The organism is Massilia niastensis DSM 21313 (genome assembly GCF_000382345.1).
In the GTDB taxonomy this organism is placed as follows: Bacteria; Pseudomonadota; Gammaproteobacteria; order Burkholderiales; family Burkholderiaceae_D; genus Telluria; species Telluria niastensis.
In genome coordinates, this window is sequence record NZ_KB908113.1 from 17,943 (window position 1) to 44,620 (window position 26,678).

Below are 26,678 nucleotides of genomic sequence, written 5' to 3' on the forward strand. Positions count from 1 at the left end.
TGCACAAGGCTGCCGACATGCGCGGCATCGCCATCACCGCCTACGGCGCCCCCGAAGTGCTGCAACTCCAGCGGCGCGCCATTCCGACGCCCGGTCCGGGCGAAGTGCTGGTGCGGGTGGCCGCCTCCGGCGTCAACCGTCCGGACGTGTCCCAGCGCGAAGGCAACTATCCGCCGCCGCCCGGCATTTCGGACCTGCCGGGCCTGGAAATCGCCGGCGAGATCGTCGGTGGCGACCTCGGCGGCGCCAATCCCTTCGGCCTGGGCATCGGCGACGCCGTCTGCGCCCTGGTGGCCGGCGGCGGCTACGCCGAGTATTGCGTGGCGCCGCTGGCCCAGTGCCTGCCGCTGCCGGCCGGCCTGAGCGCGGTGCAGGCGGCGGCGCTGCCGGAGACTTACTTCACCGTGTGGAGCAATATCTTCGACCGCGCCCGCCTTGGCCGCACCGAAACGGGCGCGCCGGAGTCGCTGCTGGTCCACGGCGGCACCAGCGGCATCGGCGTCACCGCCATTACGCTGGGACGGGCTTTCGGCCACCGCGTGTTCGCCACCGCCGGCAGCGACGACAAGTGCCGCGCCGCCGAGCGCCTGGGCGCCGAGCGCTGCATCAACTACCGCAGCGAGGACTTCGTGGCCGTGGTGCGGGAACTGACCGATGGACGTGGCGTCGACGTGGTGCTCGACATCGTGGCCGGCAACTACATCCCGCGCGACATCGACTGCCTGGCGCCCGACGGCCGCCTGGCCCTGGTGGCCATCCTCGGCGGCAGCAGCGCCAACGTCGACCTGCTCAAGGTCCTGATGCGGCGCCTGACGATCAGCGGCTCGACCCTGCGCGCCCGTTCGATCCCGTTCAAGGCGGCGATCGCGAAACAGCTGAAGGAAAAGGTCTGGCCGCTGCTGGAAAGCGGGGCGCTGGCGCCGGAGATCTACGCCAGCTTCGCCCCCGGGGAGGCGGCCGAGGCGCACCGCACCATGGAAAGCAATCGCCACATCGGCAAGCTGGTGATCGATTGGAGCAAGTAGAGGCAGGACGCGGCCAGGGATAGGCCGGGCCGCGGCGGCAGGATAGAAGCATAAAAAAATTACTACATAGGAGATGGCAATGCGTTCCAGTTCCAGAAACAGGCAGCTCACCGCGCTCGCGGCTTCCCTGGTGGCCTTGTACGGTACGGCCGGCAGTGTCCAGGCAATCGAAATCGAGACCGGCAATCCGGACCTGCAGGTCCGCTGGGGTAACACGGTGCGCGTCAACCTCGGCGTGCGCGCCGAGTCGCGCGACCCGGCAATCGCCAGCAGTCCCAGCACCGACGAGGGCGACATGGCCTACGACCGCGGCGACCTGGTCAACGGCCGGGTCGACCTGCTGAGCGAGCTGGACGTGGCCTGGGCCGCCAAGTACGGCTTCCGCGTGAGCGGCTCGGCCTGGTACGACGGCGCCTTCAACAAGACCGTGCATACCGCGCCCGGCCTGGAGAATCGCGGCAGCTATTTCGGCAACCGCTACTCCAACCACACCAAGCGCTTCCACGAAGGCCCGTCGGGCGAGATCCTCGACGCCTATGTGTTCGGCAACTTCGACCTGGGCGGCATGCCGCTGACCGTCAAGGCCGGCCGCCAGACCAACCTGTGGGGCGAGGCGGTGGTGCTGTCCACCCACAGCGTGTCCTACGCCCAGGCGCCGGTGGACGGCCTGAAGGCGGTCGCCAGTCCGGGCGCCGACGCCAAGGAAGTGTCGCTGCCGGTCGGCCAGATCTACGCCTCGCTGCAGTTGACCGACCGCCTGTCGCTGGCCGCCCAGTACTACTACGAGTGGAAGCCGACCCGCCTGGCCGAGGGCGGCACCTACCTGGCCGGCACCGATTTCCTGCTGCGCGGACCGGACAAGTTTTCCCTGGCGCCGGGCGTGGACCTGCTCAACCAGCGCCTGGTCGAGCCGAAGAAGCGCGGCGACTGGGGCGTGGCGGCGCGCTACAACGTCGAGGCCATCGGCGCCACGGTGGGCGCCTACTACCGCGTGTTCGACGAGCGCTCGCCGACCGTCAGCCTGAACGTGGCGAACCGCACGTATGCGGCGATTTATCCGGAAAACACCAAGTTGTACGGCCTGTCGCTGGCGAAGAACATCGAAGGCGTCAGCGTGGGCGCCGAGCTGGTCTACCGCGAAAAGACGGCGCTGGCCAGCACCATCAGTGACGGCGCCCGTGAAGGCGCGCGCGGCAATACCTGGCACGGCCTGGTAAACGCGGTCACCCTGTTCGGCCAGACCGGCATGTTCGACAGCGCCTCGCTGACCGCCGAGCTGGCCTTCAGCTCGCTCGACAAGGTGACCTCGGGCCAGCAGTACTTCAACGGCTGCGTGCGCCCGGGCCTGCCGGAACGCGACAAGCGCACCGGCTGCGCCACCACCAGCTCGGCCCAGGGAACGATCCGCTTCTCGCCGACCTGGACCGCAGTGCGGGTCGGCTGGGACGTCGGCGCCACGGCCGCGGTGACGGTCGGCCTGAAGGGCAACAGCGCGGTGCTCGGCGGCGGCAACTACAAGGCCGGCAGCTACACCATCGGCGCCACCCTGACCTATAACCAGCAGCACGATTTCACCATCGCCTACAACGATTACCTGGCAACCAGGCGCACTGACCCGGTAACGGGATTGATTTCAGCGAGTAACGGCTCCCAGCTGCAAGACCGCGGCTGGATCACCTTCGGCTACAAGGGCTCGTTCTAAGCGCCCAACGATCACTAGGAGACAGACATGAAATTCCGCCACATCCTGATTGCAGTACCGTTCCTGGCCGGCACCGCCCAGGCCGCCCCGACCGCCGAGCAGGCCGCCCAGCTCGGCGCCACCCTGACGCCCTGGGGCGCCATCAAGGCCGCCAATGCCGACGGCACGATTCCGGAATACACCGGCGGGCTGACCAAGCCGCCGGCCGGCTACGATCCGAAGAATCCGGGCGCGCGTCCCGATCCCTTCCCTGAGGACAAGGTCCTGCTGCGCATCGACCACAAGAACATGGAGCAGTACAAGGCGCGCCTGACGCCCGGCACCATGGCCATGATGAAGAAGTACCCGGACTTCTACATCAACGTCTACCAGAGCCGCCGCACCGCCGCCTATCCGCAGGAGGTGCTGGACAATTCGAAGAAGAACGCGACCCGCTGCGCGACCATCAACGACGACCTCGGACTCGACACCTCGAAGGGCTGCGGCTTCGGCATCCCGTTCCCGATTCCGGCCAACGGGCTGGAAGTCATGTGGAACCACGATTTGCGCTACCGCCCGACCATCATGTCGAAGAACATGACGGTCAACTACGTCAAGCCGAGCGGCGAGATGGTCGTGACCGCACGCGGCCACAACTACAAGGACTACGGTTTCTACGACAAGAGCAAGGACAAGCCCGAGATGTCGCTGTCGTTCCGGATGGAATACACCGGCCCGACCCGGCTTGCGGGCATGAACACGCTGTGGCACGACATGCTGTCCGACAGCGAGCGCCGCAACTATGCCTACCAGCCAGCCACCCGCCGCGTCCGCCTGTCGCCCGACTCGGCGGCCGACACCCCGATCAGCGCCACCGGCGGCGCCCAAGTCTACGACGAAGACCAGCTGTTCTCGGGCAAGAAAGACCGCTTCCAGTGGAAGCTGATCGGTCGCGTGGAGAAGTACATTCCGTACAACAACTTCCGCGCGATGTATCCGATGACCCCCGGCGGCTGCGACGCGGCCCAGCGCGCCAAGACCACCCGGTTCCAGAACCCGGAATGCCAGCGCTGGGAACTGCACCGCGTGTGGCACGTGGAAGCCACCCTCAAGGATGGCAAGCGCCATGTGTACGGCAAGCGCGACTTCTTCATCGACGAAGACTCGTACAGCGACGGCATCGCCGAGAGCTACGACAAGGCCGGCAACCTGTACCGCATCAACCAGCAGATGGGTGCTCCGGCCTACGAAGTGCCGGCGCCTTCGATCACCGATAACTACGTGATCGACCTGATCTCCGGCGTGTACATGTTCAACTCGGTCACCGGCGGCTACCACGTGGTCCCGCGCCTGTCGCCGGCCCAGCTGTCGCCGGACTACCTCGACAAGACCATCTTCAAGTAAGCAGCGCAACCGGCGCGCCGCGGCCCAGGCTGCGGCGCGACCGTTACCGGAGTCGCCTTGGAATGAACATGTTCAATAAACTCAGCCTGACCGGCGTGCTGGCCTGCGTTGCCGCGTCCGCCACCGCCACCGGATTCAAGGATCCGCTCGATACGCCGGCCCAGGTCAATCCGGGCCTGGCCGCCAGCAGCCGCATGACGGCGGTGACCGCGGCGGGCGCCAGCCTGGTGGCGGTCGGTCCGCGCGGCCACATCCTGGTGTCGCAGGACCAGGGGAGGACCTGGAAGCAGTCGCCGGCGCCGGTCAGCACCGACCTGGTGGCGGTGCGCTTCGCCACGCCCACGCACGGCTGGGCGGTCGGTCATGACGGCGTGGTCCTGCACAGCGCCGACGGCGGCGCCAGCTGGACCCGGCAGTTCGACGGCCGCCGCGCGCTCGAGGTCATGAAGACCCATTACACCCAGCGCGCGCAGCAGGGCGATGCGAAAGCGGCGGCCCTGCTGGCCGACATCGACCGCTATGTGGAAGAGGGCCCCGGCAAGCCCTTCCTCGATGTCCTGTTCCTCAACCAGCAGGAAGGCTTCGTGGTCGGCGCCTTCAACCTGGCCTTCCACACCCGCGATGGCGGCAAGAGCTGGGAGCCGCTGATGGGCCGCATCGACAACCCGAAGGGCCTGCACCTGTATGCGCTGGCGCAGTCGGGCGGCCAGCTGTTCGCGGCCGGAGAACAGGGCCTGCTGCTGCGCTGGAACGCCGAGGGCCGGCAGTTCGAGGCGGTCGAGTCGCCGTATCGCGGCACCTACTTCGGCCTGCTCGGCAGCAGCGATTCGCTGCTGGCCTACGGCTTGCGCGGCAACGTGTTCCAGTCGCGCGACGGCGGCCGCAGCTGGGCCAGGCGCGACACCGGCGTGACCGACGCCATCACCGGCGCGACGGCGCTGCCGGGTGGCGGCTTCGTGCTGTCGACCCAGGGCGGCAAGCTGCTGGCCGGGCGCGCCGACGGCAAGCTGGCCGAAGTCCGGGTGCAGCGCCCGATGGCCTACTTCAACGTGGCGGCCGCCGGCCCCCGCTCGGTCGTCGTGGTCGGCGCGAGCGGCGTGCGCGCCGAATCCATCACCAGTCAACCTTAAGGTGCGCAAGTATGTTATCCGATAACAAACAACAGGCGGCCATGCCGGTCGTGCGCGATCCCGCCGACTTCGACAAGCGTTCCGGCAACCTGCTCGAACGCCTGGTCTTCAACAACCGGCGCCTCTTCATCGCGCTGTGCCTGCTGGTGACCGTGTTCCTGGGCCTGCAGATCCGCCACCTCGAGGTCAACGCCAGTTTCGACAAGGTGATCCCGCAGGGCCACCCGTACGTGCAGAATTATTTCGAGAACCGCGCCCGCCTGGGCGGCCTGGGCAACGTGGTGCGGGTGGTGGTGGAGAACCCGAACGGCACCATCTTCGACCCCGCCTTCCTGGAAAAGACCAAGGAAATCAACGAGGCGCTGTTCCTGACGCCGGGCGTCGACCGCGCCTGGATGAAATCGGTGTGGATGTCCTCGGTGCGCTGGACCGAGGTCACCGAGGAAGGCTTCCGCGGCGGTCCGGTGATGCCGGAAGTGATCGACGGTTCGGCCAAGTCGATCGAGGAATTCAAGCGCAACATCCGCTCGGCCGGCCTGGTCGGCGGCCTGGTGGGCACCGACTACAAGTCCCTGATGTTCGTCGTGCCGCTGCTGGAACAGGATGCGGCCAGCGGCAAGGCGCTGTCGTACGGCGAATTCTCGCGCTATGTCGAGGAAAACATCCGCGGCAAGTTCGAACAGCCGGGCAAGGTGAAGGTCCACGTGATCGGCTTCGCCAAGCTGGTGGGCGACCTGATCGACGGCATGCACCAGGTGATCACCTACTTCGGCATCGCGGCGGCGGTGGCGGCGCTGGTGATCTACGTCTACACGCGCTGCGTGCGCAGCACCGTCCTGGTGCTGGCCTGTTCCTGCGTGGCGGTGGCCTGGCTGCTGGGCATCATCCGCCTGATGGGCTACTACATCGATCCGTACTCGATGCTGGTGCCTTTCCTGGTGTTCGCGATCGGCGTCAGCCACGCGGTGCAGAAGATGAACGGCATCATGCAGGATATCGGCCGCGGCACCCACAAGTACGTGGCGGCGCGCTATACCTTCCGCCGCCTGTTCCTGGCCGGCTTCACCGCGCTGCTGGCCGACACCGTCGGCTTCGGCGTGCTGATGGTGATCGACATCCCGGTCATCAAGGACCTGGCCCTGACCGCCAGCATCGGCGTGGCCCTGCTGATCTTCACCAACCTGCTGCTGTTGCCGGTGCTGCTGTCCCATGTGGGCGTGAGCCCGTCGGCGGTGGCGCGCAGCCTGGCCAAGGACAAGGCGGCGCATGACGGGCGCGGCGCGGGAGCCTTGTGGCTCAAGCTCGAGCACTTCACGCAACGGGGCTGGGCACTGGGCGCGATCGCGGTGGCGACGGTCCTGACCGTGGTCGGCTTCGTGATCAGCCTCGGCGTCAAGATCGGCGACCTCGATCCGGGCGCGCCGGAACTGCGCGCCGATTCGCGCTACAACCAGGACGCCAACTTCATCCGCAGCCATTACCGCCTGTCGAACGACCAGTTCGTGGTGATCGTCAAGACCAAGGACGAGATGTGCTCGGACTACCGGGTGCTGCGCGAAACCGAGAACCTGACCTGGACCCTGCGCCAGGTGCCGGGCGTGCAGAGCGCGAACGCGATGTCCGACAACGTGCTGAACCTGGTGGCCGGGCTGCAGGAGGGCAATCCGAAGTGGCTGAGCACCGTGCGCAACCCGACCCTGCTCGGGGCCGCGTCCCAGTGGACCATGACCGACAATCCGGAACTGGTCGACCCCGCGTGCTCGACGATTCCCGTGTTCGCCTACCTGGCCGACCACAAGGCCGAAACCCTGAAGGGCGTGGTGCAGGCGGTCGAGAAGTTCGCCGCCGAGCATGACAGCCAGGACCTGAAATTCCTGCTCGCCGCCGGGCCGGCCGGGATCGAGGCCGTCACCAACATCGTGGTCGAGAAGGCCAACCGCCTGATGCTGCTGTACGTGTATGCCGCCGTGATCGTGCTGTGCTACGTGACCTTCCGCAGCTGGCGCGCGGTGCTGGTGGCCGTGATTCCGCTGGTGATCACCTCGATCCTGTGCGAAGCGCTGATGGCGCTGCTGGGCATCGGCATCAAGGTCTCGACCCTGCCGGTGATCGCCCTGGGCGTGGGCATCGGGGTCGACTATGCGCTCTACCTGCTGAGCGTGCAGTTGCAGATGCAGCGCGCCGGCATGCCGCTCGGCCAGGCCTACCGCCACGCGATGGAATTCACCGGCAAGGTGGTGGCGCTGGTGGGCGTGACCCTGGCGGCGGGCGTGGTGACCTGGGCCTGGTCGCCGATCAAGTTCCAGGCTGACATGGGTATCTTGCTTACTTTCATGTTCTTGTGGAATATGGTGGGAGCCCTGGTCCTGATTCCGGCGCTGTCGCACTTCCTGCTGCGCACCGAGGCCGACCAGCCGGTCCGCAGCCCGGCGCAGGCGCCACGCAAGGCAGGGCGACCGGTGCAGGTCGCCGCCGCCAGCCACAACCAACGATAAGAAGGGAGACAGGATGTCGATTTTCATGAAGGCCACGCTGAAGGTGGACGCCTACCAGCTGCAGTCCCTGCTGGATGTGCTGCTGAACAAGCTGGTGCCGCTGCTGGAAGAGCAGGGCTGGAAGCTGCATGGCTGCTTCGTCGAACGCTACGGCCCGATCAAGCCGGCCGTGGTGATCGACATCTGGGAGATGGAGAACATGGCCCATGTCGAGCGCGTCATGAGCGGCGATGCCTACCGCAGCGATCCGCGCTACCTGGCGGCGATGGAGGTGCTGAAATCGGCAGTCGCCGAAGAAACCGTCACCTTCATGGAGAAGAAGGGCGGTATGTTGCAGAACGTTTATCCTTGAGGGGGAACACGATGAGCAATCCGAACGCGGCAGCCAGCCTGCCGGACACGATCGCCAGCCTCGGCCAGGTGATGCAGCTGGCCTTCGTGCCGGCCGACTTCGACGCCGCCCTGCGGTTCTGGACCGGCACCATGGGCGCCGGCCCGTTCTACCTGATGGAGCACATCAGGGCCGAGAACTGCAAGTACCGCGACGAACCGGCCGACATCGACTTCACTGCCGCTGTCGGCTACTGGGGCGACATCCAGATCGAGCTGATCAAGCAGCATAACGACACCCCGTCGATCTATTCGACCTGGCGCGAGCAGGGCCTGGAAGGCCTGCACCACGTCTGCATCGCGGTCGAGGACATGCAGCATGCGCGTGAAGTGTGCGCGGCGGCCGGGGCGACCGTGCTGCAGGAGGCCCAGTTCCGCGGCGGCAGCGCCGAAGTGATCTATGTCGACACCAACGGCGGCCCGGGCACGATGGTCGAGCTGTGGAAGGGCGACGCGGCCGGTCGCGCCTTCTTCGCCAGCGTGCGCGAAGCGGCGCGCGACTGGGACGGCAGCAACCCGGTGCGCAAGCGCAGCTGATGGCTACCCTGCTGTCGCTGGCGTCCGGCGTGATTCCCGAGGCGAGTCCGGTGCAGGCGGTGTATGCCGCCTTTGACGCCGGCTTCGAGGCGGTCGGACTGTGGATCGAACCGGCGCGCTGGGATGTCTCGGTCACGCGCCAGGTGCAGGGCGCGCTGCGGGCCACCGGGCTACGGGTGCTGGATGCCGAAGTGGTCTGGCTGCGTCCGGGGCCCTTCGATCCCGCGCTCCTGGCCACGATCGACATCGCCGCCGAACTGGGGGCGGCGCATGTGCTTGTGGTCAGCTCCGATCCGAACCGGGCGTCCACGCTGGACAGGTTCGTGCGGCTGTGCGAGCACGCGCGGCCGCTGCCGCTGCGGGTGGCGCTGGAATTCGGCGCCTTTACCGATGTGCCGGACCTGCATGCCGCGGCCGCGATCCTGCGTGACGCGGCCCAGCCGAACCAGGCTTTGCTGGTCGATGCGCTGCACCTGCAGCGTTCCGGCGGCAGGCCGGCGGACCTGGCCGCGCTGCCGCCCGAATGGTTCAGCTATGCCCAGTTGTGCGACGCGCCCGCGAAGGGACCGTCCGCCGGCGACCGCGCGGCGATCCGCGCGGAAGCGGTCGACCGGCGCCTGTGCAGCGGGGAAGGGGAGCTGCCGCTGGCGCAATTGCTGGCCGCATTGCCGGCGCATACGCCGCTCAGCCTCGAAGTCCGGTCGCAGGCGCTGCGCCGGCGCTATCCCGATTTCAGCGAACGCGCCCGCGCGGTCCTGCGACAAACGCAGGACTGGATGCGCGCCAGCGTTTAAGATCGATATCCATAAGCATAACGAAGGAGACAAGCGATGAGTGAACATGACAACCCGGTCGCAGCCTGCGACGCCCAGGGCGCCGATTCCCCGTCCGAATGGGCGGTGCTGCGCCAGGTATCGCGCAACAGGCTGCGCAAGCGTACGATCGAGCACATCAAGAACCGCACGACCGACCTGGCCGAAGGCAGCATGCAGCTCGACCGGAGCGTGTACACCGATCCGGTGCGCCACGCGGAAGAGCGTGAGGTGCTGTTCCGCCAGCGGCCGGTACTGGCCGCCTTCAGCGGCGACCTGCCGGGGCCGGGCGATACCTTCCTGTTCGACGAGGTCGGTCCGCCTATCCTGCTGGTGCGCAACAAGGCTGGCCAGGTCAACGCCTTCCTCAACATGTGCATGCACCGGGCTGCCAAGCTGGTCACGGAGTGCAAGCGCAAGATCCGCATGAGCTGCAAGTTCCACGGCTGGACCTATGACCTGGACGGCAAGCTGGTCGGGATACCGGGGTCGGAAGGCTTCGCCGACCTCGACCGCACGCAGCGCAACCTGATTCCGGTCCCGGTGGCCGAGTGGCACGGCCTGATCTTCGTGCGCGCGGTGCCGAATGGCGAGCCGATCGATATCATTGCCCACCTGGGCGAAGGCTTCGCGCGCGAGCTCGCCTCGCTCGAACTGGAAAATGCGCGTCCGATGAAGACCACCCGCATCGATGTCGATGCCAACTGGAAGTATGCGCTCGATACCTACGGCGAGGGGTATCATTTCGCTACCTTGCACCCGTCCTCGATCGGTGCGCTGGCGCTGTCGAACATCATGAGCTACGACAATTACGGCCCGCACCACCGCCTGGCCATGCCGCGCGCCGAATTCCTCGAGTACAGCGACAAACCCGAGGAAGAATGGCCCGACACTACCTATGGCGGCCTGTTCTACATCTTCCCGAACGTGGTGATCAATACCAACAGCATCAAGGACGGGCGCCAGTTCTACGGCGTCTCGAAGGTGTTCCCGGGCGAGCACGTCGGCCGGGCCACCAGCCTGCTGACGACCTACAAGCCGGGTCACATGATGGATCACCCCGAAACCGAACCCTGGACCGAGATGCACGACTTCATCCACAAGGTGGTCAGCACCGAGGACTACTCGGTCTCGCAGGACGGCCAGCGCAACATGGAATGGGCGCCCGACAGCTTCAAGCCGGTGCTGGGCGCCAATGAACTGGCGTTGCAGAACATCCACCGCCACATCCAGGCCCTGCTGGACGAGGCGCACGGCGCGCAGAAGTAAGCCGGCAGGCGTTTTCCGGCGGCCGCCCGGATAGGGTGCGCTGCGCCATCTTTCCCGCGGGACCGCCCCTGGTCCCGTTTTTCCTCCCCCGGTTTCGACCAGTTTTTCTTTGCTTTTTTCGCTTTTCTGGTGTAAAACATGCAGGTCGAACTGTTTTTTATAAGAGACGTGCGAAACCGGCCCCTGAACATGAGAGTGTGAGATGACTGCAGACCAAAAACTGACTACCAGGAAGAAGGCGACGGCGCTGGCCGCCGCGCCCGGCGCCGCCCTGTCGCGCGCCCAGCTGCTCCAGGCCTACCGCCAGATGAAGACCATCCGCGAATTCGAGGAGCGGGTGCACGTCGAGAACGCGGCCGGCGCCATTCCCGGCTTCACCCACCTGTACTGCGGCCAGGAAGCCGTCGCGGTCGGCGCCTGCGAACATCTCGACGATGCCGACTACATCATCAGCACCCACCGGGGCCACGGCCATTGCATCGCCAAGGGCTGCGAGGTGGTCGGCATGATGAAGGAAATCCATGGCCGCCGCGATGGACTGAACGGCGGCAAGGGCGGTTCGATGCACATTGCCGACGTCAAGAAGGGCATGCTGGGCGCGAACGGCATCGTCGGCGCCGGCCAGCCGATCGCGGTCGGCGCGGCGATCGCCTGCAAGCTGCGCGGCGAGGGCAAGGTCGCGGTGTCCTTCACCGGCGACGGCGCCTCCAACCAGGGTACGGTGTTCGAGGCCATGAACATGGCCGTCGTGCTCAAGGTCCCGAAAGTCTTCGTGTTCGAGAACAACGGCTACAGCGAGCATACCGGCGCGTCCTACGGCATCGGCTGCGACGACATCGTCCAGCGCATCGAAGGCTTCGGCATCCCGGTGTTCGAGGCCGACGGCTTCGATTTCTTCTCCGTGTACGAGGCGATGGGCAAGGCGCTGGCGCTGGCGCGCAGCGGCGCCGGGCCGGCCGCCATCTATTGCACCACGATCCGCTATTTCGGCCACTTCGAGGGCGACCCGCAGAACTACCGCGCCAAGGACGAGGTGCAGCACTACCGCACCGAGAAGGATTGCCTGCTTGCTTTTCGCAAGCGCATGGCCGAGAGCGGCGAGCTGGACGAGGCCAGCCTGGACCAGATCGACCGCGAAGTCGGCGCGCTGATCGAGCGCGCGGTGCAGGAAGCGCGCAACGGCCAGCGGCCGGCGCCGGAAGACCTGCTGACCAATATCTATGACAACTACTGATTGGGCCGGAGACATGAGCAAGAAGACGATGCGGGAAGCGATCAACGACGCGCTGCACCTCGAGATGGAGCGCGATCCGTCGGTCATCGTGATCGGCGAGGACGTGGCCGGCGGCGCCGGCGGCACCTCGGGCCAGCGCGATGTGGCGGGCGGCGTGTTCGGACTGACCAAGGGGCTGTACACCAAGTTCGGCGAGCTGCGCGTGATCGATACGCCGATCAGCGAGTCGGCCATCATCGGCGCGGCCAACGGCGCTGCCCTGGCCGGGCTGCGCCCGGTCGCGGAAATCATGTTCTGCGATTTCGTCGGGGTGTGCTTCGACCAGATCCTGAACCAGGCGGCCAAGTTCCGGTACATGTTCAACGGCGCGAATGCGCCGCTGGTGATCCGCATGACCATGGGCGCGGGCCGCAGCGCCGCGGCCCAGCACTCGCAGAGCCTGCACGGCCTGCTGTCCTCGATCCCGGGCCTGAAGGTGGTGGTGCCGTCGAATGCCTATGACGCCAAGGGGCTGCTGCTGCAGGCGATCCGCGACAACGATCCGGTGATCTTCATGGAGCACAAGATGCTCTACAACGATGCCTGCGAGGTGCCGGACGGCGACTACGCGATCCCGTTCGGCGAGGGGGTGCTGGTGCGCGAAGGCGAGCACGCGACCGTGGTGGCCAGCGGCCAGATGGTCAAGATCGCGCAGGGAGCCGTCGACAAGCTGGCGGCCGAGGGCATCCGCTGCGACCTGATCGACCCGCGCACCACCTCGCCGCTGGACGAGGAACTGATCCTGGAAAGCGTGCGCGAGACCGGCCGCCTGATCGTGGTCGACGAAGGCACGCCGCGCTGCGGCCTGGCGGCCGATATCGCGGCCCTGGTGGCGCGCCGGGGGTTCGCCAGCCTGCGCGCGCCGGTGGTGACGGTCACGCCGCCGCACAGCCCGATCCCGTTCGCACGCGAGCTGGAAGCGGCCTGGCTGCCGGACGCCGCGCGCGTCGAGCAGGGCATCCGTTCGGCGCTGGCGCACTGAGGAGTTTGCCATGGCCAATATCCACCGCATCAACATGCCCCAGTGGGGGCTGGAAATGACCGAGGGGACGATCGCCGCCTGGCATATCGCGCCCGGATCGACGATCGAGAAGGGCACCGAGCTGGTCGACATCGAAACCTCGAAGATCGTCAGCACGATGGACGCGATGGGACCGATGCCCGGCGTGGTGCGCCGCCTGGTGGGCCAGGTCGGCGACACGGTGGCGGTCGGCGGACTGCTGGGCGTCACTGCCGATCCTGAGGTAAGCGAGGCCGAGATCGATGCCTTCCTGGCTGCCGCCGGCATCGGTGGAACTGCCGCGCCGGTCGCACCGGTCGCACCGGTCGCGCCGGCCAGCGCCGAACCGACGCCAGCCTCCGTGGTGTCCGAAGCACCCGCACCCGTATCCGCTGCAGCGCCGCCGAGCGGCGAGGAGCTGGTCCGCCTGATCGCCGCCAATGCGGCCGTGAATGCCAGCCCGGTCGCACGGCGCCATGCCAACCGCGCCGGGATCGACCTGAGCCAGGCGAGCGGCAGCGGCCGCAACGGCCGGGTCTCGCTGGAGGACGCATTCGCGCTGGCGCCGGCCGCCGAGCTGAAACAGGCCAGCCTGCCGCCGCCGCTGCCGCGGCATCTGGCCGAGCGTAACGCCGGAGTACACGCCTCGCCGGTGGCGCGGCGCCTGGCGAACCGGCGTGCGATCGACCTGTCGGCGCTGACCGGCACCGGGCGCGGCGGCCGTATCTCGGTGGCCGACCTCGACGCCCTGCGGCCGCGTGCGGCCGGACCGGCGCAGGTCGCCACCGCCGTCGCGGATGGCAGCGCGAAGCGCGCCGGTCCCGCCGCGCGCAAGCTGGCGCTCGACCATGGCCTTGACCTGGAGCAGGTCACGGGCACCGGGCCGCGCAACCTGGTGCTGAAGGGCGACGTGCTGGAATCGATCAGGAATGCGCAGCAGCCGGAGGCGCCCGCGCAGCAGGAAGAGGATTTCGAGCTGATCCCGCTGACCGCCATGCGCAAGGCGATCGCGGCCAGCCTGACCCAGTCCAAGCAGACCATCCCGCACTTCTACCTGACGGTCGACCTCCAGCTGGACGCCCTGATGGCGCTGCGCCAGGCCATCAACGCCCAGAACGAAGGCCGGCGCAAGCTGTCGATCAACGATTTCCTGATGCGCGCCGTGGCGCTGGCGCTGCGCGACGTGCCGGCCGCGAATGTGCACTTCACCGACGCCGGCATCAAGCAGTTCCGCGGCGTGCACCTGTGCCTGGCGGTGGCGCTCGAGGGCGGCCTGGTGACGCCGGTGATCCGCGACGCCGAGCGCAAGGGCGTATTCGCCATCGCCGACGAGATCGCCGACCTGGCCGAACGGGCGCGTGGACGCCGCCTGACCCGCGAGCAGCTCAGCGGCGGCAGCTTCACCGTGTCGAACCTCGGCATGTTCGGGATCCGCCAGTTCGACGCCGTGATCAATCCGCCGCAGGGCGCCATCCTGGCGGTGGGCAGCGCGCGCCGCGAAGCCTGCGAAGGGGCGCAGGGCGGCGTGGAATTCCGCTCGCTGATGTCGGTGACGCTGTCCTGCGACCACCGCGTGATCGACGGCGCGGTCGGCGCCGCCTTCCTGGCGGCGCTGCGCAAGTGGGTCGATCGTCCTTACGCACTCCTGGGATAAGCACATGAACGCACAAACCACAGGACGGATGCAGGACAAGGTGGTGCTGGTGACCGGCGCCGCCAGCGGGATCGGGGAAGCGGCGGCACTGCTGTTCCACGCCGAGGGCGCGCGCCTGGTGCTGGCCGATATCGACCAGGAGCGCGGCGCAGCCCTGGCGGCGCGGCTGGGCGCAAGCTTCATCGCCGCCGACGTCAGCCGCGAAGAGCAGGTGGAGGCCGCGGTGCTGCACACGGTGCGGCAGCACGGCCGCATCGATTGCATGATCAACAACGCCGGCGTGGTCGGCGCGGTCGGGTCCATCATGGAGACCGACGCCAGGGCCTGGCACGCGACCCAGGCGATTTTGCTGGACAGCGTCTTCTTCGGCATCAAGCACGCGGCGCGCCGGATGCGCGAGCGGCGCAGCGGCGTGATCCTCTCGCTGTCGAGCATTGCTGGCGTCATGGGCGGACTCGGTCCGCATGCCTACACGGCGGCCAAGCACGCCGTGATCGGGCTGACCCGCTCGGCCGCCTCCGAGCTGTCGCAATACGGCATCCGCGTCAACGCGGTGGCTCCCGGCACGACGGTGACGCCGCTGGTGGAAGGGATCCGCGGCGGCCGCGAAGCCGCGATCCAGGGCGCCACCCAGGTGTCGCCGCTCGGCTCGCCCCTGATGCCGGACGAGATCGCGGCGGCCCTGCTGTACCTGGCCAGCGATGCGGCGGCCCACGTCACCGCCCACACCCTGGTCGTCGATTCCGGCGTCACTGCCGGCGGCTTCGCTTCGGGCGCGAGCGTGCTGCGCGACCGTCCGATGAGCTTCATCGGCCCATCCGGCCAAGGAGAACACCCATGAACGGACGACTGCAAGGCAAGGTCGTACTCATCACCGGCGCCGCCAGCGGCATCGGCGCCCATACCGCGCGCCTGTTCGCGGCCGAAGGTGCACACGTCGTGCTGTCGGATATCAATGCCGAGGCCGGGCAGCGCCTGGCCGCCGAGCTGGACGCCGGTTTCGCCGCCGCCGACGTGAGCGTGGAAGCGCAGGTGGAAGCCGCCGTGCGCTACAGCGTCGCGCGCCATGGCCGCCTCGATTGCATGATCAACAATGCCGGCATGATCGGCGTGATCGGTTCCATCCTCGACACCGATGCGAAGGACTGGGACCGCACGCTGGCCGTGCTGCTCGACAGCGTCTTCTATGGCATCAAGCATGCGGGCCGCCAGATGCGCGACCAGGGCGGCGGCGGCAGCATCCTGTCCCTGTCCAGCCTGGCGGGCGTGGTGGGCGGGGTCGGCCCGCAGGTGTACAGCGTGGCCAAGGCCGGAGTCATCGCGATCACCCGCGGGGCAGCCTCGGAACTGGCGCATTACAACATCCGCGTGAATGCGGTCGCGCCCGACCTGGTCGTCACGCCCCTGGTCGACCAGGTGTACGGCGACCGCGCCGCATCGACCGAGCGCGCCGCGGCCAAGTCGCCGCTCGGCAGCGCCGCCCAGCCGCTGGAAATCGCCGAAACCCTGCTGTACCTGGCGAGCGACGCCGCGCGCCATGTCAGTGCGCACACGGTGGTGGTCGATTCGGGCCTCTCGACCGCAGGGAACTCGGCATCGGCACTGTTCCACAGCCGTGAAGCGGGCTTCCTCGGCAAGCTGCCCGCACAGTTTCAATGAACAAGATAGATAACACGATCCAGGAGTCGCCATGCCAGTTGCAATATTCATTTCGCCGGAAGGCGAGCGCAGGGAAGTGAATGTCCTGAAGAACGCCAGCGCCATGAGCGCAGCGGTGCAGGGCGGGGTGCGCGGCATCGTCGCCGAATGCGGCGGTTCCTGCGCCTGCGCCACCTGCCACGTGTATGTCGATCCCTCGTGCATCGACCTCCTGCCGCCGCCGGGCGAGCTGGAAGACGAGCTGCTCGACGCCGTGGCCGCCGAGCGCCGTCCGAACAGCCGCCTGAGCTGCCAGATCAAGATCACGCCGGAACTCGATGGCCGGCTGGTGTTCCAGGTACCGGACCAACAATAAGGAGAATGCGATGCGTTCCTGCCTGTCCCTCGAATTGAACGGCCACGTGGCCAGCCTGCGCTTCAACCGTCCCGACGTGCTGAATGCCCTGAACGTCGAACTGGCCGAGGCGCTGGTGGATGCCTGCGAGCGGGTCGCCGCGGATGCCGACGTGCGGGTCGTGATCCTGAGCGGCAGCGGCAAGGCCTTCATGGCCGGCGGCGACCTGCAGGCGCTGCGCGCCGCACCGGCCGACACGGTCAACAGCCTGATTCCGCCGGTGCACCGGGCGGCCGCGCTGCTGGCGGCCATGCCGAAGCCGGTGCTGGCCAGCGTGCACGGCGCCGCAGCCGGCGCCGGCATGAGCCTGGTGCTCGGCGCCGACCTGGCGATCGCGGCCAGCGGTACGCGTTTCAGCTTCGCCTACAGCGACATCGGCACCAGCTGCGACGGCGGCATGTCCTGGTCGCTGCCGCGGCTGGTCGGCCTGCGCAAGGCGATGGAAATCGCCATGCTGGGCGAGACCTTCGACGCGGCCGAGGCGCAGCGCCTGGGCCTGGTGAACCGGGTGGTCGACGGCGCCGACCTGGCCGCGGAGACCGAAGCGCTGGCGCAGGCGCTGGCGCGGCGCGAGCCGCATGCGCTGGCCCACCTCAAGCGCCTGCTGCGCGCTTCCTCGTTGCAGCCCCTGCACGCCCAGCTCGACGCCGAGCATGCCGCCTTCCTCGATTGCGCGGTGCGGCCGCAGTTCGCCGCCGCGATCGACGATTTTTATGCACGCCGCGCCCGTGCGCGCCGTTAGACGGGAGACACCATGTCAGTGACCAAGAACGAGGAAGGCCTGGCCGGGCGCGAGGACCGTTCCGTGTACGAGACCGACGAGCCGGTGCGCTATGCCAGCGCCGACGGCATCGCCACGATCACCCTCAACCGCCCGCAGTACAATAACGCCCAGAACTCGCAGATGACCTACGCGCTCGATGCGGCTTTCCGGCGCGCAGTCGACGACGACGCCGTCAAGGTCATCGTGCTGCGCGGCGAGGGCAAGCACTTCTGCGCCGGCCACGACATCGGCACGCCGGGCCGCGACGTCAACAAGCCCTTCGAGCGGGTCAACCTGTGGTGGGACCACACCAACAAGCCGGGCGGCGAATTCATGTACGCACGCGAGCAGGAGGTTTACCTGAACATGTGCCGTCGCTGGCGCGACCTGCCCAAGCCGACCGTCGCAATGGTGCAGGGCGCCTGCATCGCGGGCGGCCTGATGCTGGCCTGGGTATGCGACCTGATCGTCGCCAGCGACGACGCCTTCTTCCAGGACCCAGTGGTGCGCATGGGGATACCCGGCGTCGAATACTTCGCCCATCCGTACGAGCTCAATCCGCGCATCGCCAAGGAATTCCTGTTCACGGGCGATCGCATGAGCGCCGAACGCGCATGGCAGATGGGCATGGTCAACCGCGTGGTCGCGCGCGACGAACTGGAAAGCGCCACTTATGCGCTGGCCGCCAAGGTCGCCGCTCAGCCGCGCATGGCGCTGGCGCTGGCCAAGCAGGCGGTCAACCATGTCGAGGAATTGCAGGGCAAGCGCAACGCGATGGAGGCTGCCTTCGCCTGGCACCAGTTCGCGCACAGCCACAGCGAGCTGATCTCGGGCGACCGCGTCGGCGGCTTCGATGCACGCAGCATGGCCGCGGCCAATCGCCGGCAGGAGGGGTGATGACGGCGCCGGCGCCCGACAGCGCGAAGGTCCCGCTCGGCATCCATCTCGGCCTGATGGTCACGATGGCCGCGTGGGCGCTGAACGTCAGCGCCGTGAAGTGGCTGACCGGCGTCACCGACGTACGGCTGGTCGCGGCGCTGCGCATGCTGAGCGCCGTCCTGGTCCTGGTGCCGCTGCTGCTGGCGGCGCGCCAGTCCTTCCCGCGCTGGCGCGGGCGCATGCTGGCCATGGCGCTGGGCTGCGCGCTGCTGATGGTGTATGCGAACCAGATGCTGTTCGCTGCCGCCATGGAGCGCACCACGGCCGGCAACGCGGCGCTGATCCTGGCGCTGAATCCCCTGCTGAACGGGGTGCTGGAGGCCTGGGTGTTCCGCAAGCGCCTGTCGGCCGCCTTCGTCGGCGGCGCGCTGCTGGCGGTGGCCGGCGTCCTGATGGTGGTGCTGAACCGGGAGGGAACGCGCTTTTCCGGCGCCTCTCTCGGCGACCTGATGGTGGCGGCCTCGATGCTGGCCTTCGCCGGCGGCGTGCTGGTGCTGCAGCGGCTGTCGCGCGATACCGGCGCGGTCGCCATCAATACCTTCCTGTATTCGGTGGGGACGGTCGCGCTGCTGGCGCACGCGCTGGTGGCGCTGCCCGCGCCGCTGGCCGCCGTGCGGCTGCTTGGCTGGTGGGATTGGGGCGTGATCCTGTTCTCCGGCGCCATCGTGACCGCGCTGGGGGGCATTGCCTGGGCGCGCGGGGTGGCGGCGATGGGCATGGGCCGCGCCGCCATCTACATGTCCTGGGTGCCGGTGATGGGCGTCGGTTTCGGCGCCGTTCTGTTAAATGAAAAATTGACCGAGTGGCACTTTTTCGGGATGATTTTGGTTTTGATGGGGACGATCCTGAGTTCCGCGCGTTTCGAACGCACCGCGCGGCTCTCGAAGATGTAGCATCCGTGTGTCAATAACGAAGAATGAAAGAAAGCCAATAGTTTATGAGCAGCGAAATGTCATCCGCGATCCTCGAGCTTGCACCCGATGGGCTGTCCCCGCGGCCGGACAGCCCGCAGGAAACCAAGAGCGCGAAAACCCGCGAAGCGATCCTCGAGGCGGCGCTCGATTGCCTCGCGGAGCATGGCTACGCGAACACCTCGCATAACCTGATCTGCAAGCAGGCGAACATTTCGCGCGGGGCCTTGCTGCACCATTATCCGACCAGCCAGGACCTGATGGTGGCCGTGATCGATTATGCGTTCTACAAGCACATGACGACCTTCAGCCAGACCGTGCGTGCGCTGAGCGAGGAAGACCGCATGGACCGCAACAGCGCGGTCGCGATCGACTGGCAGCAGTGCCAGAGCCGGGAGATGCAGGTTTACCTGGAGATGCGCGTTGCGTCGCGCACCAACAAGGAGCTGCGCACGATCTTCCTGCCGCGCGCGCGCCACCACGACCTGGTGTGGAAGGAAGAACTGCTGAAGGTGTTCCCCGAGTGGCGCAACGACATGCACAAGCTCGATCTCACGCGCCGCCTCCTGCGCTCCATCCTCGAAGGACTGACCATGAGCCGGGAACTGTGGCGCGACAGCGATAACGAGTGGGCGCTGCTGACCTTCACCGCCGACATGATCCGCAAGATCCGCGTCGGCGAGCTGCGCTTCCCGGATGAAGAGCGGATCGAGGCCTTCAAGGAATCGGCCGCCAGCGCCTCGACCAAGCGGCCGCGTGCCGCCGCCAGGAGCGCGCCGCGCACGCGCAAGAAGGAATGAGCGGGCGCGCCGGGCGTGGTGGCGAGACCTTCTTCGCGCCGCCGGGAGGGCGCCATGAGGTGCTGGTGGTCACGCGCGGCCACGCCTTCGCGCGTGACGAGTTCTATGCGGTGTTCGAGGATAATCCTGCGATCGCATGGTCGGCGGTCGAGCATCCGGCCGCCCAGCTGCTGTTCACGCCGCAGTGCGCGCGCCGGTTCGGCTGCTACGTGCTGTACGACATGCCCGGCATCGAATTCCGCCGTGGCGGCGACGGGGTGCCGGTGTTCCATGCGCCGCCCCTGGAATACCAGCAAGGCCTGCTGGCGATGCTCGACGAGGGCGTGCCGCTGGTGATCCTGCACCACGCCTGCGCTTCCTGGCCGGCCTGGCCGCTATGGGCCGAGATCGTGGGCGCCCGGTTCCTGTACCAGCCGATGGCGTGCCGCGGCGTGCCGCAGCCGGATTCCGGCTATCGCATGGAGGTGACCCACACGGTCTCGCCGGTGGCGCGCCATCCCGTCACCGAGGGCATCGATCCCTTCACGCTCACCGACGAGTTGTACCTGTTCCAGGTATGCGAAGACGAGGTGACGCCGCTGTTCCGCAGCGATTTCCAGTTCACGCAAGAGAACTTCCATTCCGCGCGCCTGGCCCTGGCAGGGCAGATGCACTGCAACGAAGGCTGGGAGCACCCGCCCGGCAGCAACCTGGTCGGCTGGATCAGGCACTACCGCAACAGCCCGATCGTCTATCTCCAGTGCGGCGACGGCCCCTCGGCCTATCGCCATCCTTCGTTCCGCAGGATGCTGGCCAACGCCATCGACTGGGCCTGCTCGTCGGACCCGCGGCAGTCGTAGGGTGGGCGGCTTGGCCGCCCACGCGGCGATGGTTGACGGCTCCGATGCCGGGCTCGACGATCTTGCTGCCAACGATCACCGCGTGGGGGACATCAGTCCGGGAATTAGTCCACTGGACTAATTCCCCTGATGTCCGAGCCGCCCACCCTAGGTCTCGGCCAGGCGCTCCAGCGCAGCGGGATCGAGCACGGTGATGCTGCCGTAGTGGCGCTCCACGATGCCCAGCGCTTCCCATTCCTTCAGCATCTTGTTGATGCTCTGGCGGCTGGTGCCGATCATCTGGCTCAGGTTTTCCTGCGACACCGGCAAGGTCCGGCGCGGCCGCTCGCCGCTGCCCTGCAGCGCATTCTGGTAGAGCAGTACCAGGCGCCGTGCCAGCTTGCCTTCCAGGGAGAGAAGGGCATTGCTCTCGAGGAGCTGGGTCGACATGCGGATGCGCTGGCACAGCAGCGGCACGAAGCAGCGGTACAGCTCCGGCCGCGCATCGAGCAGCGCGAACAGCTGGGCGCGCGGGATCACCAGCAGGGTGCAGTCGCCCTGGGCATCGGCGCAGTAGGCGCGCGGCGCATCCTCCAGCAACGACGACTCTCCGAACCAGACACCCGGTTCCATCAGGGCCAGCAGCGCTTCGCGCCCGTCCGGCGTCGAGCCGGTGGCGCGGATGCAGCCGTCGATGACGGCGTACAGTCCGTCCGGACGGTCGCCCTTGTCGTGCAGGCGCGCGCGGTCGGGCAGGCGGCGGACATGGGCCATCGCGCACAAGGCGTCGATGGCATCGGCCGGCATGGCCCGGAACAGCGGATTGCGCAACAGGAAAGCGCGGCGGTCGAATTCGGCGGGGATTGTCGCCTCTTTGACATTCAGGAAATTCATCGCTCTCTATACTCGATCAGACAAATGACAACCCGGGAGACAACCCATGAGCAGCGCCGATTCTTTCATTCACTCCGAGGTTCGCCAGCGGGTCTCGGACGCCGAGTGGCAAACCCGCGTCGACCTGGCGGCATGCTACCGCCTGATTTCGCGGTATGGCTGGGAAGACCTGATCTATACGCATATCTCCGCAAAGGTGCCGGGCACAGAGGAGTTCCTGATCAATCCGTATGGCCTGATGTTCGACGAGATCACCGCCTCGAACCTGGTGAAGGTCGACCTGGCGGGCAACAAGCTGCTCGACAGCCCCTACGAGATCAACCCGGCCGGCTTCATCATCCACAGCGCGATCCATTCGGTGCGCCATGATGTCGGCTGCGTGCTGCACACGCATACGGCCGAAGGGATCGCGGTGTCGATGCAGAAGGGTGGCCTGTTGCCGCTATCGCAGCAGGCCATCTTCATACGGGCCAGTCTAGCATACCACCCGTTCGAAGGCGTGGCGCTGAACCCCGGGGAAAAGGCCCGCCTGCAGCAGGATATCGGCGACAAGTCCTACCTGATCCTGCCCAACCACGGCCTGCTGACGGCCGGCGAGACCATCGCCGACACCTTCCTGATGATGTACTTCCTGCAGCGCGCCTGCGAGGTCCAGGTCAAGGCGCAAAGCTGCGGCGCCGAGCTGAATCACATCGCGCCCGAGATCGAATCGAACACCGTGGAGATGACGGTCGAGATGAACCGCGCGATGCGCGGCAACCGCAAGCATCTGGACGGCGGGGTGCCGTGGCCGGCCCTGCTGCGCCGCCTGGACCGGGCCGATCCGGGCTTCCGCCTGTGAACGGAAGAGCCGCCATGGGGACCACGTTCACCAATATCGGCAATGCCAGCGCCGAGGACTGGGCCGGCATCACCGGCCATTTCGCGCCGTTCGCCGCCGCGCTGCCGGACCGCATCCTGGACCAGTTGCGGCAGATGGAAGGCGATTACGGCGGCTTCCCGGTCGACCGCCTGACACACTGCCTGCAAACCGCGACCCGCGCCCACCGCGCCGGCGAGGATGAGGAATACGTGGTGTGCGCGCTGCTGCACGACATCGGCGACGCCCTCGGTCCCTACAACCATGCCGACTACGCGGCGGTCATGCTGCAGCCCTTCGTCAGCGAGGCGAACCACTGGATGATCGAGAAGCACGCCATCTTCCAGGGCTTCTACTTCTTCCACCACCTGGGCCTGGACCGCAACCTGCGCGACCAGTTCAAGGACCATCCGTACTACCGGCGCACGGTGGAATTCTGCGCGCTCTACGATGGACCGGCCTTCGATCCGGCGGGCGAGACCCTGCCGCTCGCATTCTTCGAACCCATGCTGCGCCGCGTGTTCGCCGCCCCGAAGCGTTCGCTGTACCAGCGCGCCGATGGCGAACTGGCTTATTGACCAGAAAGAACAATATGCAAGAACCCGTCATCCTGACGCGCCGCAGCGGCCGCGTCGGCATCGTCCAGCTGAACCGGCCGGACAACCTGAATGCCCTCAACGACGCCCTGATGGACGCGCTCGGGGCGGCGCTGCTCGAGTTCGACCGCGACGAGGGCATCGGCTGCCTGGTCCTCACCGGCGGGAGCAGGGCGTTCGCCGCCGGCGCCGACGTCGAGGCGATCCAGGACATGAATTTCCCGGAAGCGGTGCGCACCAGCTTCATCACACGCAACTGGGAAACCATCCTGCGCGTGCGCAAGCCCGTGATCGGGGCCGTCGCCGGCTTCGCCCTGGGCGGCGGCTGCGAGCTGGCGATGATGTGCGACTTCGTCATCGCCGCCGAGAATGCGCGCTTCGGCCAGCCGGAGATCAAGCTCGGGATCATTCCCGGCGCCGGCGGCACCCAGCGCCTGCCGCGCGCGGTCTCGAAGGCCAAGGCGATGGAGATGGTCCTCACCGGCCGCATGATGGACGCGCACGAGGCCGAGCGCTGCGGCCTGGTGGCGCGCGTGGTGCCGCTCGAGCGGCTCGAGGAAGAAGCGCTGGCCAGTGCGGCGCTGATTGCCGGGATGTCGCTGCCGAGCGTGATCGCCGCCAAGGAAGCCCTGAACCGCGCCTACGAAACCCCCTTGAGCGAGGGCTTGCAGTACGAACGCAAGAGCTTCCACGCGCTGTTCGCGACCCGCGACCAGAAGGAGGGCATGGCCGCCTTCCTGGCCAAGCGCAAGCCCGAGTTCACCCACTCTTGAACAACCGATTGGAGACAGTGATGGAATGCAGGAAGATCGGCGTCATCGGCGCCGGCATCATGGGCAGCGGCATCGTGCAGGTCTGCGCGCTGGCCGAACGCGAGGTGGTGATGGTGGACGTGTCCGAGGCCGCGATCGACCGCGGAATCAGCTCGATCGGCGCCACCTTGTCCCGCTCGGTGAGCAAGGGCCGCATCAGCGAAGCCGCCCGCTCGGCGGCGCTGGCGCGGATCCGCGGCACCACCAGTTATGCCGACCTGGCCGACTGCGACATCGTGATCGAGGCCGCGACCGAGAACGAAGCGCTCAAGCTGGCGATCCTGAAGCAGGTGGACGCCGTGCTGCGGCCCGACGCCGTGATCGCGACCAACACTTCGTCGATTTCGATCACGCGCCTGGCCTCGGCCAGCAAGCATCCCGACCGCTTCATCGGCATGCATTTCTTTAATCCGGTGCCGGTCATGGCGCTGGTCGAGCTGATCCGCGGCCTGCAGACCTCCGACCAGACCCACGGGCGCGCCCGGGCGCTGGCCGAGATCATCGGCAAGAGCCCGATCTCGGTGAAGAACAGTCCGGGCTTTGCCGTCAACCGCATCCTGTGCCCGATGATCAACGAGGCGATCTTCGTGCTGCAGGAAGGGCTGGCGACGGCCGAAGAGATCGACGAGGGCATGAAGCTGGGGTGCGGCCACCCGCTCGGCCCGCTGGCCCTGGCCGACATGATCGGCCTGGACACGCTGCTGTCGGTACTGGAAACCTTCTATGGCGGCTTTAACGATCCGAAGTACCGGCCCGCGCCCTTGCTGCGCGAGATGGTCGATGCAGGACGATTCGGGCGCAAGAGCGGGCAAGGTTTTTATCGCTACAGCTGAACGGCCAAGGGGCGGCAACGCCCCTGCTATTCAAGAAGAAGTGGGCAGGCATAGACCACTCGGGCAAATGACATCCTGTTTTGGAGACGAACATGATTATTTTGAAATACGTCCTTGGCGCCGGTCTTCTGTTGGGCGCCTCCGTGGCCGGCATCCTGCTCTCGGAATCCAGCCCCAGTCCGGCCCAGCCGGTCGTCCAGTGGGGAAACGGCCATCCGCCCACTGTCGACATGAGCCGCTTCCAGCACGCGTTCCGACATTAATACCTGCCGTTGGCGAAGAACGGTCGCCACGAGCGACCGTTCTTCCTGACGATGACACCGCCGCAACAAGGCAGTTGTCCACCAAGCCTGCGCCACTACCCGCTGAGCCTTCTGTGCGCGGCCTGCGGGCTCTCTCCTCCTGCATATTGCTGTTTGCTGCGTATCGGGCAACACTGTGAGCCCGTTTGGAGGCCTATCGCCTCGCGCCCTTGCTATCTACGATGACGACATGCGGCCTTCTGCCGTGAGCCGGCCCCGGCGACCCTGGGTGTCGCCTTCCTCAGGATTGCTGGGAGCAAATCAGCAAGCTGCTGCCAGTCGCCCGACTGGTCTGGCCCGTGCAAGCGGGCCGTCCCTTTGGAGATTTCATCATGCTTTCTCTAGACAACACCTTGCGCCCCGTTGGGCCGGGGCGCGACGAGCTGGTCCCGTCGCGCTACGCGCTGCGGGTCGGCGAGATCGACGTGCTGGTGGTGAGCGATGGGGTGCTCACTATCCCGCCCGTGACGATCGCCACCAATGCCGCATCGGACGACCTGGCGACCTGGCTGGACCAGATGTTCCTGCCGCATGACGCCATCGGCTGGGCGCTGAACGTGCTTGTGGTGCGTAGCGGCGACCGCTACATACTCATTGACGCTGGACTGGGAGAAGAGTTCCCGGGCTTCCCGCGGGCCGGGCAGTTGCCGCGGCGACTGGAGGCCGCCGGCATCGACCTTGCGTCCGTGACCGACGTGGTGCTGACCCACATGCACATGGACCATGTCGGCGGGCTGCTTGCCGACGGGGTGAAGGAACGGCTGCGTCCGGACCTGCGGATCCATGTGGCCGCCTCTGAAGTGAAGTTCTGGACGGCGCCCGATTTCTCCCGGACTTCCATGCCGTCGGCGGTCCCGGACAGGCTCCGGGCCACCGCCACGCGCTTCCTGAACGAGTACCACAAGCATCTGCGGATGTTCGACGAGGAGCATGAGGTGGCGCCCGGGGTGCTGGTCCGTCGCACGGGCGGCCACACCCCCGGGCACAGCGTGGTCTACCTGGCGTCGGGCGGCGAGCGGCTGACCTTCGCCGGCGACACCATGTTCCAGGTCGGCTTCGAGCACCCCGACTGGCACAACGGCTTCGAACATTACCCCGACGAGGCGGCCCGTGTCCGGGTCGGCATGATGCAGGAACTGGCGGCGAACCGCGGGCTGCTGGTGGCCACGCACATGCCGTTTCCATCGGTCGGCCGGGTGGGAGTCGACGGCAAGCAGTTTCGATGGGTACCGGCCTTCTGGGAATACTGAGCGCCTGTTGGCTTGACCGAACCAGGGCGCGCGCTCATGCGTGAACGGGTCCACGCTCTGGTTCAGGCATGTGAAGGATTGGCGCTGCAACATTTATTTCTGAGCTGTATCGCGTGGACTGAAGTTATCCTGCTCAGCTATGATGGCGCCGCCCGGCAGTATCACCGCACTTCTGCCT

The 26,678-nt window shown here is 67.1% G+C and carries 27 protein-coding genes; 26 read left to right on the top strand and 1 reads right to left on the bottom strand.

What is annotated here, in order from left to right:
- Positions 1-17 precede the first annotated feature (17 nt).
- The 20 genes from H162_RS0119955 to H162_RS0120050 all read left to right on the top strand — a co-directional run bounded on the left by H162_RS0119955 (position 18) and on the right by H162_RS0120050 (position 20,975).
- A complete protein-coding gene (locus tag H162_RS0119955; protein ID WP_020655263.1) occupies positions 18-1,025 on the top strand; it encodes an NAD(P)H-quinone oxidoreductase in 1,008 nt (335 codons plus the stop codon).
- A gap of 79 nt (positions 1,026-1,104) precedes the next feature.
- On the top strand, positions 1,105-2,727 hold the full coding sequence (locus H162_RS0119960; protein ID WP_020655264.1) for a DUF1302 domain-containing protein: 1,623 nt from the start codon (positions 1,105-1,107) through the stop codon (positions 2,725-2,727).
- 27 nt (positions 2,728-2,754) lie between these two features.
- On the top strand, positions 2,755-4,110 hold the full coding sequence (locus H162_RS31360; protein ID WP_020655265.1) for a DUF1329 domain-containing protein: 1,356 nt from the start codon (positions 2,755-2,757) through the stop codon (positions 4,108-4,110).
- Between the two features lie 68 nt (positions 4,111-4,178).
- Positions 4,179-5,240, top strand: coding sequence for a WD40/YVTN/BNR-like repeat-containing protein (locus H162_RS0119970; protein WP_156885709.1), 1,062 nt, complete (start codon positions 4,179-4,181; stop codon positions 5,238-5,240).
- An 11-nt stretch (positions 5,241-5,251) separates the two neighbouring features.
- Positions 5,252-7,735, top strand: a complete 2,484-nt coding sequence (locus H162_RS31365; RefSeq protein ID WP_211223727.1) for an efflux RND transporter permease subunit — start codon at positions 5,252-5,254, stop codon at positions 7,733-7,735.
- Positions 7,736-7,748: 13 nt separating this feature from the next.
- Positions 7,749-8,087: a hypothetical protein gene (locus H162_RS0119980; protein ID WP_020655268.1), complete on the top strand. Its 339-nt coding sequence runs from the start codon at positions 7,749-7,751 to the stop codon at positions 8,085-8,087.
- A gap of 11 nt (positions 8,088-8,098) precedes the next feature.
- The gene (locus H162_RS0119985) at positions 8,099-8,662 is read left to right on the top strand and encodes a VOC family protein (protein ID WP_020655269.1); all 564 of its coding nucleotides are present in this window, start codon (positions 8,099-8,101) and stop codon (positions 8,660-8,662) included.
- Positions 8,662-9,456, top strand: a complete 795-nt coding sequence (locus tag H162_RS0119990) for a sugar phosphate isomerase/epimerase family protein (protein WP_020655270.1) — start codon at positions 8,662-8,664, stop codon at positions 9,454-9,456. Before H162_RS0119985 ends, H162_RS0119990 begins: the two co-directional genes overlap by 1 nt.
- A 36-nt stretch (positions 9,457-9,492) precedes the next feature.
- Complete coding sequence (locus H162_RS0119995; RefSeq protein WP_020655271.1) at positions 9,493-10,743, top strand: aromatic ring-hydroxylating oxygenase subunit alpha; 1,251 nt, start codon at positions 9,493-9,495, stop codon at positions 10,741-10,743.
- Between the two features lie 202 nt (positions 10,744-10,945).
- Positions 10,946-11,977, top strand: a complete 1,032-nt coding sequence (locus tag H162_RS0120000) for a thiamine pyrophosphate-dependent dehydrogenase E1 component subunit alpha (protein ID WP_020655272.1) — start codon at positions 10,946-10,948, stop codon at positions 11,975-11,977.
- Between the two features lie 13 nt (positions 11,978-11,990).
- On the top strand, positions 11,991-12,998 hold the full coding sequence (locus H162_RS0120005; RefSeq protein ID WP_020655273.1) for an alpha-ketoacid dehydrogenase subunit beta: 1,008 nt from the start codon (positions 11,991-11,993) through the stop codon (positions 12,996-12,998).
- A 10-nt stretch (positions 12,999-13,008) separates the two neighbouring features.
- Positions 13,009-14,670: a dihydrolipoamide acetyltransferase family protein gene (locus H162_RS0120010; protein WP_020655274.1), complete on the top strand. Its 1,662-nt coding sequence runs from the start codon at positions 13,009-13,011 to the stop codon at positions 14,668-14,670.
- A gap of 4 nt (positions 14,671-14,674) precedes the next feature.
- Positions 14,675-15,511 (top strand): SDR family oxidoreductase, encoded by an 837-nt coding sequence (locus H162_RS0120015; RefSeq protein WP_040787752.1) that lies wholly within the window; start codon positions 14,675-14,677, stop codon positions 15,509-15,511.
- On the top strand, positions 15,508-16,329 hold the full coding sequence (locus H162_RS0120020) for an SDR family oxidoreductase (protein WP_020655276.1): 822 nt from the start codon (positions 15,508-15,510) through the stop codon (positions 16,327-16,329). Before H162_RS0120015 ends, H162_RS0120020 begins: the two co-directional genes overlap by 4 nt.
- A gap of 31 nt (positions 16,330-16,360) precedes the next feature.
- Positions 16,361-16,684: a 2Fe-2S iron-sulfur cluster-binding protein gene (locus tag H162_RS0120025; RefSeq protein WP_020655277.1), complete on the top strand. Its 324-nt coding sequence runs from the start codon at positions 16,361-16,363 to the stop codon at positions 16,682-16,684.
- A gap of 10 nt (positions 16,685-16,694) precedes the next feature.
- Positions 16,695-17,465 (top strand): enoyl-CoA hydratase/isomerase family protein, encoded by a 771-nt coding sequence (locus H162_RS0120030; protein ID WP_020655278.1) that lies wholly within the window; start codon positions 16,695-16,697, stop codon positions 17,463-17,465.
- A gap of 12 nt (positions 17,466-17,477) precedes the next feature.
- The gene (locus H162_RS0120035; protein ID WP_020655279.1) at positions 17,478-18,383 is read left to right on the top strand and encodes an enoyl-CoA hydratase; all 906 of its coding nucleotides are present in this window, start codon (positions 17,478-17,480) and stop codon (positions 18,381-18,383) included.
- Positions 18,383-19,318, top strand: a complete 936-nt coding sequence (locus H162_RS31370; protein WP_020655280.1) for a DMT family transporter — start codon at positions 18,383-18,385, stop codon at positions 19,316-19,318. Before H162_RS0120035 ends, H162_RS31370 begins: the two co-directional genes overlap by 1 nt.
- 56 nt (positions 19,319-19,374) lie before the next feature.
- The gene (locus H162_RS32785) at positions 19,375-20,136 is read left to right on the top strand and encodes a TetR/AcrR family transcriptional regulator (protein WP_169444529.1); all 762 of its coding nucleotides are present in this window, start codon (positions 19,375-19,377) and stop codon (positions 20,134-20,136) included.
- A complete protein-coding gene (locus tag H162_RS0120050) occupies positions 20,133-20,975 on the top strand; it encodes a ThuA domain-containing protein (RefSeq protein WP_020655282.1) in 843 nt (280 codons plus the stop codon). The genes H162_RS32785 and H162_RS0120050 overlap by 4 nt, the downstream gene beginning before the upstream one ends.
- Before the next feature lie 147 nt (positions 20,976-21,122).
- Here the strand turns inward: H162_RS0120050 and H162_RS0120055 are convergent, their stop codons facing one another.
- Positions 21,123-21,848, bottom strand: a complete 726-nt coding sequence (locus H162_RS0120055) for a Crp/Fnr family transcriptional regulator (RefSeq protein ID WP_020655283.1) — start codon at positions 21,846-21,848, stop codon at positions 21,123-21,125.
- 46 nt (positions 21,849-21,894) lie between these two features.
- On the opposite strand from H162_RS0120055, the gene H162_RS0120060 reads away from it, so the two are divergent.
- From H162_RS0120060 to H162_RS0120085, 6 genes are all read left to right on the top strand, one after another.
- On the top strand, positions 21,895-22,689 hold the full coding sequence (locus H162_RS0120060; protein ID WP_020655284.1) for a class II aldolase/adducin family protein: 795 nt from the start codon (positions 21,895-21,897) through the stop codon (positions 22,687-22,689).
- Between the two features lie 14 nt (positions 22,690-22,703).
- Positions 22,704-23,285: an HD domain-containing protein gene (locus tag H162_RS0120065; protein ID WP_020655285.1), complete on the top strand. Its 582-nt coding sequence runs from the start codon at positions 22,704-22,706 to the stop codon at positions 23,283-23,285.
- Between the two features lie 14 nt (positions 23,286-23,299).
- Positions 23,300-24,076: an enoyl-CoA hydratase gene (locus H162_RS0120070; protein WP_020655286.1), complete on the top strand. Its 777-nt coding sequence runs from the start codon at positions 23,300-23,302 to the stop codon at positions 24,074-24,076.
- A 20-nt stretch (positions 24,077-24,096) separates the two neighbouring features.
- On the top strand, positions 24,097-24,948 hold the full coding sequence (locus tag H162_RS0120075) for a 3-hydroxybutyryl-CoA dehydrogenase (RefSeq protein WP_020655287.1): 852 nt from the start codon (positions 24,097-24,099) through the stop codon (positions 24,946-24,948).
- 92 nt (positions 24,949-25,040) lie between these two features.
- On the top strand, positions 25,041-25,211 hold the full coding sequence (locus H162_RS34190) for a hypothetical protein (RefSeq protein WP_020655288.1): 171 nt from the start codon (positions 25,041-25,043) through the stop codon (positions 25,209-25,211).
- Between the two features lie 371 nt (positions 25,212-25,582).
- On the top strand, positions 25,583-26,500 hold the full coding sequence (locus H162_RS0120085) for an MBL fold metallo-hydrolase (protein ID WP_026354876.1): 918 nt from the start codon (positions 25,583-25,585) through the stop codon (positions 26,498-26,500).
- Positions 26,501-26,678: the final 178 nt, after the last annotated feature.